Raw genomic sequence first — 13,409 nt, forward strand, 5'->3', positions numbered from 1 at the left:
CCGAGCGCGTGCTCGAGCGCGACGGGCTGGCGGGGCTGACGTTGCGCGCGGTGGCGCGCGAGGCCGGCGTTTCGCACGCCGCGCCGACGCATCATTTCGGCGACCTGACCGGCCTGGTCAGCGAGCTCGCCGCCATCGGCTTCCGCCAGTTCAACGACGCGATGCGCACCGCCGTCGCAGGCGGCGCTACCATTGCGGAGAAAGGGCTGGCGCGCGCAAAGGCCTATATCGCCTATGCGCAGGCGCATCCGGGCATGTACGGCTTGATGTTCCGCACCGAGCGGCTCGATATGTCCAGGCCGTCGCTGCACGAGGCCGCAAGCACCGCCTTCGCCGGCCTTGCCGGTGCGGTCGGCGAAAGCCGCCGTGAGCATATCGAGGAGAAGAAGCTGTCGCTCGACCAGGCCGCTGCGATCGTGCGTGCCTGGTCGCTGGTGCACGGCTTCACCACGCTGCTGCTCGACGACCGCCTCTCCAACATCCTGAAGCGGCTGCCCGAGGGCACATCGGTCGAGACGCTGCTGGATGCGATGCTGCGCAGTTCGGCCTTTCGTCCGCCGGCCAACTAAAGCATTTTCGAGCGAAGCATGCCCTCGGACTTGATCCGAGGGTGGACACTGGTTCGCATAGCAATCAAGTTTACGCAGATTGCGTAGACTTATCTGCGCAGAAAACGCGTCAAAACAAGAATCTAGAGCTTCGGTTCTGACTCAATCAGAACCGTCGTGCCGCCGGACTCGCTCGGCTTGCCGACCGTGCGGCAGCCCTTTGGCGCCGTCGACGTATAGCTGCTGCTGATTGTTTGGGCGCCTGAATGGCCAATACTGCCGGTCAATAGGATGGCAAATACGCATGCATTTATGACAAGCTTCATCATGCAGGCCTTCAGAGGAACCCGCCCCTCATTCAGACGCGTTCATTGTGGGCAAGGTTCAATAGCGAGCGCGAAACACCTGACAGCGGCGCTGAATTGTCCTAGAAGAGCGGCTCCGCACAGCCGTCGCTTGTGCGAAGCGTCCGTTCATTCAACATTACCATGCCCTCGATATCGCCCAATAAACCCTATCGCGTCGGCCGTTCCCGCACCGGACTCGGCCTTTTTGCCACCAAGCCGATCAAGAAGGGTAGCAGGATCATCCGCTATTTCGGGCCGCTTCTGGATTCCAAGAAGAAGGAAGAGGACGAGATCGAGAACAAATATCTGTTCGAGCTCACCAACCGCTGGACCATCGACGGCTCGATCCGCGAGAACGTCGCTCGCTATATCAACCATTCCTGCAGGCCGAACTCGGAATCCGACGTCAAGCCGCGCAAGCGCAAGATCTATATCCGCGCCGTCAAGAACATCGAGCCGGGCGAGGAAATCAACTACGATTACGGCACCGATTATTTCAAAGCCTATTTGAAGCCGATCGGCTGCAAATGCGATTCCTGCGAGAAGAAGCGCAAGAAGAAGCGCGCCGAGGCGCGGGCGGAACGGCTCAGGCTGAAGGAGAAAGCCGAGCGCAAGGCGAAACGCAAGGCCGAGAAGGTCGCCAAGGAAAAGGCCAAGGCCCAAGAGAAAGTCAAGGAAAAGGCGAAAAAGAAGAACGGCAAGGCCAACGGCAAGTATCTGAACGGCTCGGGCCGCCCCAAGCCCGCCGGAAAGAAGGTCGTCGCCGGAAAACGCAAGAGCTCAGCCGCGCCACTTCACGCCTAGATTGGCCTGACCGCCTTTGGCCGCGCCGGATAGGCGCATTCGGCGAGCGTCGTCGTATCGAGCTCGTGCAAGAAGGCCTCTCGCGCCGCTGCCAGTCTGCCCTTCAGGCGGCAGCGCGGCGTCAGCACGCAGGCGCCGCCATCCTCACGAAAACATTCGACCAGCGCCTGGTCGTTCTCCAGCGCACGCACGACGGCGCCGAGCGTGATCGCCTGCGGCGGCCGCGCCAGCGCAAAACCGCCGCCGGCCCCGCGCTGGGTGGTGATGAAGCCGCTATCGGCGAGGTTCCGCACGATCTTCGCCAGGTGATTGCGCGAAATGCCGAATTCGGCTGCGATCTCGGCGGTTGCAAATGAACGCGTCGGTTCGCCCGCAAGCCGCATCAGGGCGCGCAGGGCGAAATCGGTGAACAGAGTGAGGCGCATGGGAGCCCCGCAAAAATCCGGTTTTGCGAACCAGCCATACTGCCCTAAATGGGTATTTAGAATGCCTATTTGAGGAGAGCTGGCATGACAGGGGCAGAGCGGCGCGAGCAGATCACGGCCGACATCGTCGCCAAGACCGGCATCACCGAGGCCATGATCGAGCGCCTCGTGCACGGCTTCTATGACAAAGTTCGTGCCGATGCGGTGCTTGGGCCGGTGTTCGAAGCACGCATACGGGATTGGGGGCCGCATCTTTCGCAGATGTGCGCGTTCTGGTCGTCGGTCGCGCTGATGACCGGCCGTTATCATGGCACGCCGATGGCAAAACACCTGCCGCTGCCGGTCGACGCCGGTCATTTCGACCGCTGGCTTGAATTGTTCGAACAGGCCGCGCGCGAAATCTGTCCGCCGGAGGCAGCGGCGCATTTCATCGAGCGCGCGGAGCGGATCGCCGCCAGCCTCGAACTCGGCATCGCTTGGTCGCAAGGCGTGATGCTTGGCAAGGGCGAGCGATTTCGGCGCGGCGAGGCCGCAAGCGCCTGAGCTGCGGTCCAACCCAAGAGAAAAAATCGGCCGCCGCGAGCGTTCACGGCGGCCGTTGTTTTTGAGCCGGCTGGTAAAAGCGCAGCCTGGTTGATGGTTCAGCGGAACAGCCGACGGAGCTGACGCATGAGGCGCAACGGACAAAGCCGCTTCGCTGCCCTGGTCTCGGCGGCCTGCACCTGTGCGACGACGTAGACGCCGGTCGAGTAGACCAGCGGTTCCGGTAGCTGCAGCGAACGCGCGATCAGCCACGTCGCCAGATTGAGCAGCCACACGACGATGCCGGCGGCGGACGGGAAGGGGCTCGGGTCGGGTCTCATGGTCATCTCCTCGTGCTCCCAAAAGATGATCCGGTCCGCGCGCCTTTTCGATTACCTGGCACGTAAGCGGTTTCGATTACCTCGGACGTAATGGAATGGCCGAAAGCCGCGTGGTAGTTTTCCAGCCATGAACGCACATGCATCCGCGGCGCGGGCCGAACCAAGCAGGCCGATTCATGTCGGCGATCACTTGCGCGAATGGCGGCAGCGCCGCCATCTGAGCCAGCTCGATCTCGCGGTCGAGGCGGATATTTCGGCGCGCCATTTGAGCTTCGTGGAAACCGGCCGTGCTGCGCCGTCGCGCGAGATGGTGCTGAAGCTGGCCGAACGGCTGGAGGTGCCCTTGCGTGAACGCAACGTGCTCTTGGTCGCCGCGGGCTTCGCGCCGGCTTTCCCGCAGCGCTCGCTCGACGATCCCGCGCTGAAATCGGCGCGGCGGGCGATCGACCTGGTGTTGAAGGCGCATGAGCCGAATCCGGCGCTGGCCTATGACCGGCACTGGAATCTGGTCACCGCCAACCGCATGGTGGCGCCGCTGCTCGAGGGCATTCCGCAGCGCCTGCTCGGCCAGCCCTTCAACATCCTCAAGCTTGCCTTTCATCCCGAAGGGCTGGCGGCGCGCACGGTCAATCTTGCCGAATGGACCGGGCACCTCCTGGAGCGGCTGCACCGGCAATGCGAGGCGACGGCCGATCCGGAATTGCTGAAGCTTTATCAGGACCTGAAGAGCTATCCGATCCCAGCGCGCTCGGGACCGCTGCCGCCGGACAATGTCGCAATCCCGCTCAAGCTGCGCCACGATGGCGGGGTGTTGAGCTTCTTCTCCACCACCATGGTATTCGGCACGCCGGTCGATATCACGCTGTCGGAACTGGCATTGGAAACCTTCTTTCCCGCCGACGATGTGACCGCCGAGCGGCTAAAGCAGATGGCTGACGCCATGAAATAGCGGCTTGTCGGGGTTCCCTTCGGAGCTTATCTCTGCGTCTTTCCAGCGGAGGAACGCCCGATGAGCACCCTGAAGCCGCTTCGTCTCGACATCGTTTCCGACGTCGTCTGCCCCTGGTGCTATATCGGCAAGCGGCGGATCGAGAATGCACTCGAGCTGGTGCCGGATGTTCCGGTGGAAGTGCACTGGCGGCCGTTCTTCCTCAATGCCTGGGTGCCGCGCGAGGGCATCAGCCGCGACGAATATCTCACCGCGAAGTTCGGCTCGGTCGAGGCCTACAAGGGCATCGCCGGGCGCGTCGTCACCGCCGCGGGCGAGGAGGGGCTGACCTATCGCCCCGATCTCGTGAAGCGCCAGCCCAACACCATCGATTGCCACCGCCTGATCCACTGGGCGGAGGCGAGCGGCAAGGCCGCCGAGATGAAGCAGCGGCTGATGGAGCTTTACTTCCGCGACGGCGGCGACCTCACCGACATCGACGTGCTGGTGCGGGCAGCGGCCGATGTCGGGCTTGATGCCGACGACGTGCGCAAGCGTCTTGCAACCGATGAAGATGTCGCGCTGATCTCGGCGCAGGCGCAGGAGGCGTCCGACAAGGGCATCTCCGGCGTGCCGACCTTCGTGTTCGCGCAGAAATACGCAGTCTCCGGCGCGCAGCCGGCCGAACAGCTCGCTCGCGCCATCCGCCAGGTTTCCGCCGAGATCAACGCCGAGGCGGCGGAGTAACGGCCGTAGCCCGGGTGGAGCGCAGCGCAACCCGGGACATCTGCATCAGCGTCTTCGAGAGTCCCGGGTTGCGCTGCGCTTCACCCGGGCTACGGGCTGCCAAAAACATCAAAAGAAAATTGGGAGAACGTCATGCTCTATGAGCTCCGGACCTACACGGTGAAGCCCGGGTCCGTCGGCGAGATGGTCAAAGCAGCGAGTACCGTGTCGCGCGACATCCGCAAGGATGACTACGGCAAGCTCGAAGGCTATTGGATGACCGAGATCGGTCCCCTCAATCAAGTCATGCACCTGTGGAGCTATAAGGATTTTGACGAGCGGAGCAGGCTGCGCGGCGAACTTGCCAAAAATCCGCGCTGGACCGGCGAGTATGTTCCGCTGATCCGTCCACTACTCCAGCGTCAGGATATCCGCCTGCTCAACGCGGTGAAGCCGCCGGTTGCTCCGGCATCGACGGGCAACATCTACGAATTCCGCAACTATCGCGCCAAGCCAGGCGGCGCCGTCAGGCAATGGCTCGAAGCGCTCGCCGAGGCGCTGCCGGCGCGCGAGAAATACTCCAAAATCGTCGGCCTCTGGCAGACCGAGGCAGGTCAGCCGAACGAAGTCTGCCACATCTGGGCCTATCCCAGCCTCAACGCCCGCGTTGAAGCCCGCGCGAACGCCCTGAAAGATCCGGCGTGGCAGGAATTCCTCCGCAAAGGCGGCCCGCTGCTCGACGAGATGCACTCGACCATCATGCTGCCTGCGCCCCACTCGCCATTGCAATGAGGTATGGGACGAATGCCGTGACCGCGTTCAGCGGGATTTGCCTCGGCTTCTGATCAACCGAACAACGCCACGTGCGGTCTCTTCCGCGGAACGGTGCAGGGTCAGCGCGGCGTGGATCATTGGCACCAGCGGATCGTATCGCCGCAGCGGGATCAGCACGTCGCCGATGGCAAAGCGCCCGCGCCAGATCGGGTTGATCATGGGATGGTCGGGCGCTGCGGTTGAATCTACCGAGCGGATCGCCGGATCGCTGCAGAGATGGCGCGTCAGATCGAGCGTCAACTGCACGCCCGGCGAATATTTGGCAAAGCGCTCGTCGATGCCGAGCTTGAAATAGAACGCGCGGTCCTGGTGCCGCAGCACGATCGCGCCTGCGACCGGGGTGTCGCCGGCGCGGAGCGTCACGATCTCGCATTGGCCGGTTTCGGCAAGCGCCGCGGTGGCGCGACGGATGAAGATGACGTCGCCATCGTGCTGGACGAGCGCGGTGCCGCGCTTGCCTTTCCAGCCGCTGGCTTCGAGGGCGAGGAAGGTTTCAAGCGCGGCTGCGACTTCATTCGGTGTGCGCGCCACCTCGAAGCTGATAGCGCCGTGGTCGGCAAGACGATGACGCAGCCGGCGGAGTTCCTTCAGCTTCTTGGCTCCGAGTGCGTCGAGCAGCAGTTCGTCGGCATTGCGCGTCGCGTCGAGACAGGCGCGAAGGCATGACTGCATCAGCCGGGGACGCATGCCGTTGAGCCGCAGCACCTCGTTGAAGGCCCGCATCGCCTTGCCGTCCAGCGACATGTCGCGCAGGATCAGCGCATGCGCACCGGCCTTGCGCGCTTCCTGCATCAACCGCTCCACTGCTGCCTCAGTGAGGTCGCAATCAAGCGGCGGCGTGCACAGCGTGCCATAGGGTTGTGCGCTCATCAGCGCGGGCAGGGGGATCTTACAGGCGCGCCACAGCGAGATGACCGGCAACAGCCCGATCATCCGCGCCGGTCCGTCATAGGCGAGCGGAGCATCGCTGAAGGCGCTGAGCGCCAACGCGCCCGTGCGGCCGCGCGCGGAGGCGCTCACCGCCAACACCCATTCCGGCAGGTAATAGGCGTTCGGCTCGACGACGTGCTCGGCGAGCGCGCGCCATTGGCCCATGGGAATATCGGCAAGCGGCGCGAGCGCAGGACTGCCGTTCGACGGCGCATGCGCCGGCATGGCATCGTCGATCGATGCGCGATGGACAACCGTTTTATCGGCGATCTCGGCCACTTTCCCCGCTTCCCCGTGCGTGAGCGATGGAGGGACTGTCGACGTCGCCCCTCGTCATCGCACTCGGAAGACTAGCGGAAGAAATGCAAAATACGGTTGGTTCGGCGCTGCAATTCGAGCGGTAATGTTAACGGGTTGTTCAGCAAGAAGGAGCCGCCGAAACGCGTTCGGCGGCTCCTTTTGTCTTGTTCAGTGCTTACCAGCGATCGTCACCGACGCCGATACCCACGGTCCCGCCGGGCGTACGAATGCCGACGCCTGCGCGCGGGCCGCCATCGTAGTCGCGATATTCGCGGCGTTCGATGTAGCGTTCGCGCGGCATGTAGTTATAGGAATCGCGGACGATCACGCGACTGCCGCCACGGGTGCGATAGCAGCGCCCGTCATCGTCGCAGACCATGCGGACCTGCTGCACGACTTCAGGGTTGCTGTACTCCGTGGTGCTGTAAATGTCAGTGGCCTTGGCCGCGCTGCCGACAGACAACGCGCCGACGCCGGCCAGCAAAGCGATTGCAAACGTCTTCATGGTTCCGCCTCCGCATAGATACTGCCCTCGCGTCTGACAAAGCTGCGCGGAGGGTTTCGTTCCGAAGGAACTGGCTTGATGGTAGGTTCCGTTCGCGCGCGTGAGGCGCTCGCTCGCGAACGGGCATTGTTTTTTTCGGCACTGAGGTGGAACGATTCCGCGATTGGGAGCAGAGATCAGATCGGCTCGTAATTCTCCGTCGCGCAAGTATCGTCGCCGTCGACACGGCGGCGGTCGGCGATGCCTCCTTCATTGATGAAGACGCGATAGGTCTGCGTGCCCAAGGGCTGGCCCATCACCGATGTCAGTTCAGCGCGCACGCAGGAGGTCCATCCCAGTCCGCGCGGATCATGCAGGGGTTGCGAGACGCGGACATTGGCGGGACGCGAGGTCGATACGAACACCGAGTCCAGTTTTTCGCTGACCAGCCGCTTGATGTCGGGCGGTGCTTCAAGCGGCGGCGGCTCGGCCTCCCTGGCGCGCAAGAACGCCGGCATTGGCAGCGGCGAGCGGCTATCCACGAAGCCGCAACCGGCCAGCGTAGCCGCCAAACCTAACAGCAATGTAATGCGAGCGCCGCCCTGTCCCATTTCGATGTACTTACCTTGTTCAAACCAACATTGGTGACCTCGCGGGGGGCGCTACCGATCAACTATTGCTGAAATTGGTCCGGCGGCACGCTATGCTGCCGTTTTCCAGTATGAAGATACCGGGACTGGGTGGCAGGGAGAGAACGACAATGCGCAAGTTAACGGTCGCCGCGGCGGTATTGGCGCTGTTGGCGATGCCAGCCTATGCCCAGATGGGCGGCAAGCGGCATCGCGGCGACGCGGCCGGAAGCAAGCAGGACAGCAAGCCGAAGGTCGACGAGAAGGCTTACAAGGCTGCGCTCGAACGCATCCCCGAGCCCAAGGAGAAATACGATCCCTGGGGCGTGGCACGGCCGACCGAGGCTGCGAAGAAGTCGAAATGAGCTGACGGCAATCCGTCGTCGAACAACATGTTGATAGGGGGGCCTGCGCCCTCGATAAGCAAGTCATCCTGCGATCGGCCGGCGAGGTTGAACCTTGCCGTCAAAGCTCACGACCAATCCGGCAAGCCATCGCATTGCCGGAGGTCGTTCGATGTCGCGCCGCTCGCTCGCCAGACTGCTTGTTTCCGCTGCCGTGCTGCTCGGCACCTCGCCCGCTTTGGCCGAGAACCGGCTGGCGCTGGTGATCGGACAATCCGCCTACAAGTCGGTGCCGGTGCTGCCCAACCCGGCCAATGACGCCAAGGCGATGACGCAGCTCCTCACCGATTCGGGCTTCCAGGTGGTATCGGCTTCCGACCTCTCGCAGAATGAATTCCGCGCCAAGGTCAGCGAATTCGCCGGCGAGGTCGCGGCAAAGGGTGCGGATACGGTGGCACTGGTGTTCTATGCCGGCCACGGCCTGCAGGTCGATGGCGAGAACTTCCTCGTTCCGACCGATGTCGATCCCAAGCGCGAGGCCGACATTCCGATCCAGGCGGTGCGCCTCAATGATGTCCTGAACACGCTGAATTCAGTGCCGAGCAAGATGCGCATCCTTTTGCTCGACGCATGCCGCAACAACCCGTTCCCGGGGCTCAAGAGTGCCGGCCACGGGCTTGCGATTGTCGACGCCAAGACCGGCGGGCCCGGCACCTTCCTGTCGTTCTCGACCTCGCCCGGTGCGGAAGCCGAAGACGGCGACGGCAGCAACAGTCCCTACACGACGGCGCTGCTCGCGGCGGCGAAGGACTCTGCGCCGATCGAGGCGACCCTCAAGCGCGTTCGTGTCGCGGTGAACAAGGCGACGGGTGGCCGTCAGACGCCGTGGGACAGCTCGTCGCTGACCGAGGATTTCCGCTTCGTGGCAGGTCCCGCCGGCACGAACGCTGCCGCGCCAAAGCTCGCATCGGCCAGGCGCACGGTCGAGGAATGGACGCGCGACTTGCAGGGCAAGCCGGTCGAGACCGCCAATGAGATCATCGTCGCCGACGGCACCGACGAGGCCTATGAAGCCTTTGCCGCGCTCTACGCTTCGACGCCGCGTGGGCTGCAGGCGCGCGACTGGCTCGATCGCCATCGCCGCATGGTGGCCTGGAACAATGCCGTCCTTATCAACACCGCGGCCGGCTATCGCGCATTCCTCGCGCAGTATCCCGACAGCGATCTTACTGCGACCGCGCGCAAGCTGGAGGAGCGGCTGCGCAACCGCCCGAACATGACGCTGGCACTCGCAGCGCCCGTCAGCGTGCCCGCGACCAACGCGGCGCTGACCTGTCCCTGCAACGCGCCGTCGCAACCGGCGCCGCTCAAGAGGGTCGATACACCAGCCAGGAAGCGTGCCGAGCCGGCGCCGCCCAAGCGCGCCAGCGCGCCGCCGCGCCGTGTCGTCGAGGAGGAGGACGTCGTGGTCGTGCACCGTCCGCCGCCGCGCGTCGTCTACGAACCCGCCGGACCGCCAGTCTCGATCGGAATCGGGATCGGCGTCGGCGGTGGCTACGGTCGACCCGGCGGCTACGGTGGCTACGGCGGCTATGGCGGACGCGGTGGCGATGGCTGGAGCGGTCGCAGGGGTGGATACTGAGCCGGTAATGGCGTAATTCATCCGGGGAAGATGCAGTAGTCGATGACCACATCTTCAGCGGGACGCCATGCGCCATCTTGTCCGCCTGCTTGCCGTGTTGTGTCTCGCGACGCCGGCCCTCGCATGGGAGCCTTGGGGCGGTGATCCCGGCGGATCGCGCTTCTCGCCGCTCAAAGAGATCACGCCTGACAATGTCGCCAACCTGATCCGCGCCTGGGAATTCCGGACTGGCGATCTCGACCGCCGCGCGCCGGAGGTGATGCGGCGGACTAAATTCCAGGCGACGCCGCTGTTCGTCGAGGACAGCCTGGTGTTCTGCTCGCCGTTCAACGAGGTGATCGCGCTCGATCCCGGGACCGGCGCGCAAAAATGGCGCTACGATCCCGGTATCAGCACGCGCCAGCGTCCCGCCAACCGTTATGTCTGCCGCGGCGTCACCTATTGGGTCGATGACAATGCGCCTGCGGGGGCGGTGTGCCGATCGCGGATCTTGATGGGCACCAACGATGCCCGTCTGATCGCGCTCGATGCGAAGAGCGGGGTTCCCTGCGCCGGCTTCGGCAATGGCGGCGAGGTCAGGCTTGAGATCGGCATGACCCTGGAATGGCCGGGCGAGTTTCAGGTGACCTCGCCGCCGGCGGTCGGCCGCGGCGTGATCGTGGTCGGCTCCGCGATCGGCGACAACCGCCGCGTCGACGCGCCGCGCGGCGTGGTGCGCGCCTTCGATGCGCGCAGCGGAGCGCCGCGCTGGAATTTCGATCCGCTGCGGCATGACGGCATCGAGGCGGGTCACGCCAATGTCTGGGCGCCGATGTCGGTGGATCAAGCGCGTGGCCTGGTGTTCCTGCCGACGACCTCGCCGAGCCCGGATTTCTGGGGCGGCAAGCGTCCGGGCAACAACGAGCATGCCAACTCGGTCGTCGCGCTGCGCATCGAGACCGGCGAACTGGTGTGGTCGTTCCAGACCGTGCATCACGATCTCTGGGATTACGACCTGCCGGCCCAGCCGACGCTGGTACGGATCGATGTCAGTGAAGCCATGCGCGACGTCGTGATCCAGCCGACCAAGCAGGGTTTTGTCTTCGTGCTCGACCGCAATTCCGGCAGACCGGTGTGGCCGGTCGAGGAGCGCGCGGTGCCGCAAGGCACGGCGGACGGCGAGAGGCCTTCGCCGACGCAGCCGTTCCCGACCCACGTGCCGACGCTTGTGCCGCAGAAGATCTCGGTCGACGACGCGTTCGATCCGTTTCCGCTTCTCGGCCGGTCCTGCAAGGAGCAATTCGCAAACGCGCGCAGCGAGGGTCTCTACACGCCACCATCGACGCAAGGCACGCTGCTATTTCCATTCACCGGCGGCGGCGTGAACTGGGGCGGCGTCGCGTTCGATCCGCTCCATCAGATCCTCTACGCCAACGTCAGCCGCGCCGTGCATCTGATAAAGTTGATCCCGCGCGAGCAGGCGATTGGCTTCAATCCGCCGCCCGGCCATGATTTCGGCCGGCAGGAGGGCGCGCCTTTCGCGATGTCGCGCGCGGTGGTGACTTCGCCGCTCGGGTTGCCATGCAACAAGCCGCCCTGGGGCGAGATGGTCGCGGTCGACCTGAGGGGTGGCAAGATTCTCTGGCGTTCAACGGTCGGCACGACGGAGGATCGCGCGCCGCTCGGTATCGCCTTCCACTGGGGTACGCCGCTGGTGAATGGCGTGGTGGTCACCGCGAGCGGAATAGTCTTCACCGGCGCGATGGATGCGTATTTGCGCGCGTTCGATGCCAGGACTGGCCGGGAGTTGTGGCAGGGCCGGCTGCCGGTGCCAGGCGTTGCCAATCCCATGACCTATCTCTGGAAGGGCGAGCAATATGTCGTGATCGGCGCCGGCGGCCATTCGGAAGCGGGCACGACGATCGGCGACAGCGTGGTGGCTTTCCGTCTGCCGCGACAGGGCGAAGCGCCATCGCTGCGGTCGCGCACGATCGACCGGCCGGGCGGACGCTTCCTTGGCGGCGCGATTTCAGCGGGGCTCGTTCTTGCGATCATTGTGGGTGCGGCATGGCGCTGGCGCCGCACGCGTCGTGCTCGTTCAGCGAAATCCACAATCTGACTTCTCACTCCGCGCACGAAGTCGACATGCGCTTGGATTCAATGCGTGCCGAGCTTGCGCGAGCATTGATGTGCAATTGCACATCAGAGAATCCATTGAACCGCATGCGCAAGCGTCGAAATGGACACCGCGTCATTGCGAGCGCAGCGAAGCAATCCATCGCGCCACTTGCGGAGACATGGATTGCTTCGCTGCGCTCGCAATGACGGAAATCTCACCGCGAGATTGCGATCGTAGCGTCTCTTACGCCCCAAATGCCGTCACAACATCGCAAACGCGCTCGACACCATCGCCACCGGCTTGTTGTCGGTGGCCGAGAGCAGCGTGACGCGGCCGAAACTCATGGTGCGGCCGAGGCGGACGACGCGCGCGTCCGCCAGCACGTCGGCAGCGCTCACCGCGCGCATGAAATGCGTGGTCTGGTCGACGGTGGTCATCGGCCGATAGCTGCGGTTCGCGGCGAGGTTGGCGATGACCATCGAGGTATCTGCGAACGCCATCAGCGCCTGGCCACAGACGACGCCGCCGTGACGGCACAGCCGTTCGGAGAACGGCATGCGCAAGACCGCACCGGGCTGCCAATCGGCACCGGCCTCCTGCGGCGGCGCAGCATCAAAGCCTTCGATCGAGAGATTGAGATCGAGCACCCAGGGGGCAAATACCTCGCCGAGCACCCGTCGCGCATCATCGATGCCGAATTCCGTGACCTCTTCTTGCATGGGGCGCTCGTTCCTCTCCCTGGATGATGATGGTATTCTAGAGGGCATTCCGGGGAAGGGAACAGCAGGGCGGCCGGCTTGAAATTGCCAGACTTTTGGCGCCGGATCGCACCTGCGGCCTGCTTTGCGGTGCGGCTTGGGCGATGCTATACGCCAAGCCAACCCCGAGGGGAGTAGTAAGGGAGCATCTCATGAGAATTCTGGGCGCCATCGCTGTCGCGGCGCTGCTGGCAACGCCGGCCTACGCGCAAATTTCGACCCCCCATATCAACCTGCTTGGCGACGGGCCGACGAAGACGCCGGACGAGATCGAGCAGGACCAGATCAGGGATAAGGCCTACAGGGAATCGCTGAAGAAGATTCCGGACGCCAAGACGTCATCCGATCCGTGGGGTACCGTGCGGAGCGACGCCCCCAAGGCCGCCACCCCGGCCAAGCCGAAGACCAAGACCGGCAGCGCGCAGCAGTAAGCGCCGGCGTCGACGCGGAGACTCGGATTCGGTCTCCGCTCTCCCTATATTTGGCCGGTCGTCACCTGGTTTGGAATTGCGACATGGCCTTGCGTCCGCGTGATCTTGCGAGCCGAATGGCTGCCCGGCGAAAGCGGGGCGACGGCTTCATGCGCGAGACCTTTACCCTGCCGCGCGACGAGGCGCGGCTGAAGGCGCGCGACTTCCTCAACCGGTATCCCAAGGCCGCCTATATGAGCGCGGTAGAAAGCTGGCGCGAATTGCCCGGCGACAGGATCGAATTCACGATGCGGCGTCTTGCCAGCGCCGATTGAGAGC

Annotated in this window: 18 protein-coding genes; 11 read left to right on the forward strand and 7 right to left on the reverse strand. The window is 64.2% G+C overall.

What is annotated here, in order from left to right:
- Positions 1 to 569 (forward strand): TetR/AcrR family transcriptional regulator (locus CWO89_RS30735; RefSeq protein WP_130582285.1); only part of this gene is annotated, 569 nt, incomplete at its 5' end.
- Positions 570 to 691: 122 nt separating this feature from the next.
- On the opposite strand, the gene CWO89_RS30740 is transcribed toward CWO89_RS30735, so the two are convergent.
- Positions 692 to 877, reverse strand: a complete 186-nt coding sequence (locus CWO89_RS30740) for a hypothetical protein (RefSeq protein WP_130582286.1) — start codon at positions 875 to 877, stop codon at positions 692 to 694.
- A 159-nt stretch (positions 878 to 1,036) separates the two neighbouring features.
- Between CWO89_RS30740 and CWO89_RS30745 the strand changes: the two genes are divergently transcribed.
- Positions 1,037 to 1,699, forward strand: coding sequence for an SET domain-containing protein (locus CWO89_RS30745; protein ID WP_130582287.1), 663 nt, complete (start codon positions 1,037 to 1,039; stop codon positions 1,697 to 1,699).
- On the opposite strand, the gene CWO89_RS30750 is transcribed toward CWO89_RS30745, so the two are convergent.
- Complete coding sequence (locus CWO89_RS30750) at positions 1,696 to 2,124, reverse strand: RrF2 family transcriptional regulator (protein ID WP_130582288.1); 429 nt, start codon at positions 2,122 to 2,124, stop codon at positions 1,696 to 1,698. The genes CWO89_RS30745 and CWO89_RS30750 overlap by 4 nt on opposite strands.
- An 84-nt stretch (positions 2,125 to 2,208) precedes the next feature.
- Between CWO89_RS30750 and CWO89_RS30755 the strand changes: the two genes are divergently transcribed.
- Entirely contained in the window at positions 2,209 to 2,667 is a 459-nt protein-coding gene (locus CWO89_RS30755; protein ID WP_130582289.1) for a group III truncated hemoglobin, read from the forward strand.
- A 98-nt stretch (positions 2,668 to 2,765) separates the two neighbouring features.
- Here CWO89_RS30755 and CWO89_RS30760 read toward each other — a convergent pair whose 3' ends face one another.
- Entirely contained in the window at positions 2,766 to 2,987 is a 222-nt protein-coding gene (locus CWO89_RS30760; RefSeq protein WP_130582290.1) for a hypothetical protein, read from the reverse strand.
- A 127-nt stretch (positions 2,988 to 3,114) separates the two neighbouring features.
- On the opposite strand from CWO89_RS30760, the gene CWO89_RS30765 reads away from it, so the two are divergent.
- The 3 genes from CWO89_RS30765 to CWO89_RS30775 all read left to right on the forward strand — a co-directional run bounded on the left by CWO89_RS30765 (position 3,115) and on the right by CWO89_RS30775 (position 5,433).
- Complete coding sequence (locus CWO89_RS30765) at positions 3,115 to 3,936, forward strand: helix-turn-helix domain-containing protein (protein WP_130582291.1); 822 nt, start codon at positions 3,115 to 3,117, stop codon at positions 3,934 to 3,936.
- A gap of 60 nt (positions 3,937 to 3,996) precedes the next feature.
- Positions 3,997 to 4,662 carry a DsbA family oxidoreductase gene (locus tag CWO89_RS30770; protein ID WP_130582292.1) on the forward strand — a complete coding sequence of 222 codons (666 nt, stop codon included), beginning with the start codon at positions 3,997 to 3,999 and terminating at the stop codon, positions 4,660 to 4,662.
- Between the two features lie 132 nt (positions 4,663 to 4,794).
- The gene (locus CWO89_RS30775; RefSeq protein WP_130582293.1) at positions 4,795 to 5,433 is read left to right on the forward strand and encodes an NIPSNAP family protein; all 639 of its coding nucleotides are present in this window, start codon (positions 4,795 to 4,797) and stop codon (positions 5,431 to 5,433) included.
- Positions 5,434 to 5,460: 27 nt separating this feature from the next.
- On the opposite strand, the gene CWO89_RS30780 is transcribed toward CWO89_RS30775, so the two are convergent.
- The 3 genes from CWO89_RS30780 to CWO89_RS30790 all read right to left on the reverse strand — a co-directional run bounded on the left by CWO89_RS30780 (position 5,461) and on the right by CWO89_RS30790 (position 7,800).
- Positions 5,461 to 6,630: a GNAT family N-acetyltransferase gene (locus CWO89_RS30780; protein WP_130582302.1), complete on the reverse strand. Its 1,170-nt coding sequence runs from the start codon at positions 6,628 to 6,630 to the stop codon at positions 5,461 to 5,463.
- Between the two features lie 250 nt (positions 6,631 to 6,880).
- Complete coding sequence (locus CWO89_RS30785; protein ID WP_130582294.1) at positions 6,881 to 7,210, reverse strand: hypothetical protein; 330 nt, start codon at positions 7,208 to 7,210, stop codon at positions 6,881 to 6,883.
- A 176-nt stretch (positions 7,211 to 7,386) separates the two neighbouring features.
- Positions 7,387 to 7,800: a hypothetical protein gene (locus CWO89_RS30790; protein ID WP_130582295.1), complete on the reverse strand. Its 414-nt coding sequence runs from the start codon at positions 7,798 to 7,800 to the stop codon at positions 7,387 to 7,389.
- 149 nt (positions 7,801 to 7,949) lie between these two features.
- On the opposite strand from CWO89_RS30790, the gene CWO89_RS30795 reads away from it, so the two are divergent.
- From CWO89_RS30795 to CWO89_RS30805, 3 genes are all read left to right on the forward strand, one after another.
- The gene (locus CWO89_RS30795; RefSeq protein WP_130582296.1) at positions 7,950 to 8,183 is read left to right on the forward strand and encodes a hypothetical protein; all 234 of its coding nucleotides are present in this window, start codon (positions 7,950 to 7,952) and stop codon (positions 8,181 to 8,183) included.
- A 151-nt stretch (positions 8,184 to 8,334) separates the two neighbouring features.
- A complete protein-coding gene (locus CWO89_RS30800; RefSeq protein ID WP_130582297.1) occupies positions 8,335 to 9,804 on the forward strand; it encodes a caspase family protein in 1,470 nt (489 codons plus the stop codon).
- Between the two features lie 67 nt (positions 9,805 to 9,871).
- Positions 9,872 to 11,902 (forward strand): pyrroloquinoline quinone-dependent dehydrogenase, encoded by a 2,031-nt coding sequence (locus CWO89_RS30805; RefSeq protein ID WP_130582298.1) that lies wholly within the window; start codon positions 9,872 to 9,874, stop codon positions 11,900 to 11,902.
- Between the two features lie 260 nt (positions 11,903 to 12,162).
- Here CWO89_RS30805 and CWO89_RS30810 read toward each other — a convergent pair whose 3' ends face one another.
- Positions 12,163 to 12,621, reverse strand: a complete 459-nt coding sequence (locus CWO89_RS30810) for a PaaI family thioesterase (protein WP_130582299.1) — start codon at positions 12,619 to 12,621, stop codon at positions 12,163 to 12,165.
- Between the two features lie 191 nt (positions 12,622 to 12,812).
- Between CWO89_RS30810 and CWO89_RS30815 the strand changes: the two genes are divergently transcribed.
- Both CWO89_RS30815 and CWO89_RS30820 read left to right on the forward strand, forming a co-directional pair.
- The gene (locus CWO89_RS30815; protein WP_130582300.1) at positions 12,813 to 13,091 is read left to right on the forward strand and encodes a hypothetical protein; all 279 of its coding nucleotides are present in this window, start codon (positions 12,813 to 12,815) and stop codon (positions 13,089 to 13,091) included.
- An 83-nt stretch (positions 13,092 to 13,174) separates the two neighbouring features.
- Positions 13,175 to 13,405, forward strand: a complete 231-nt coding sequence (locus CWO89_RS30820; protein WP_130582301.1) for a hypothetical protein — start codon at positions 13,175 to 13,177, stop codon at positions 13,403 to 13,405.
- The last annotated feature ends 4 nt before the right edge of the window (positions 13,406 to 13,409 follow it).

It is taken from the genome of Bradyrhizobium sp. Leo170 (genome assembly GCF_004296405.1).
In the GTDB taxonomy this organism is placed as follows: Bacteria; Pseudomonadota; Alphaproteobacteria; order Rhizobiales; family Xanthobacteraceae; genus Bradyrhizobium.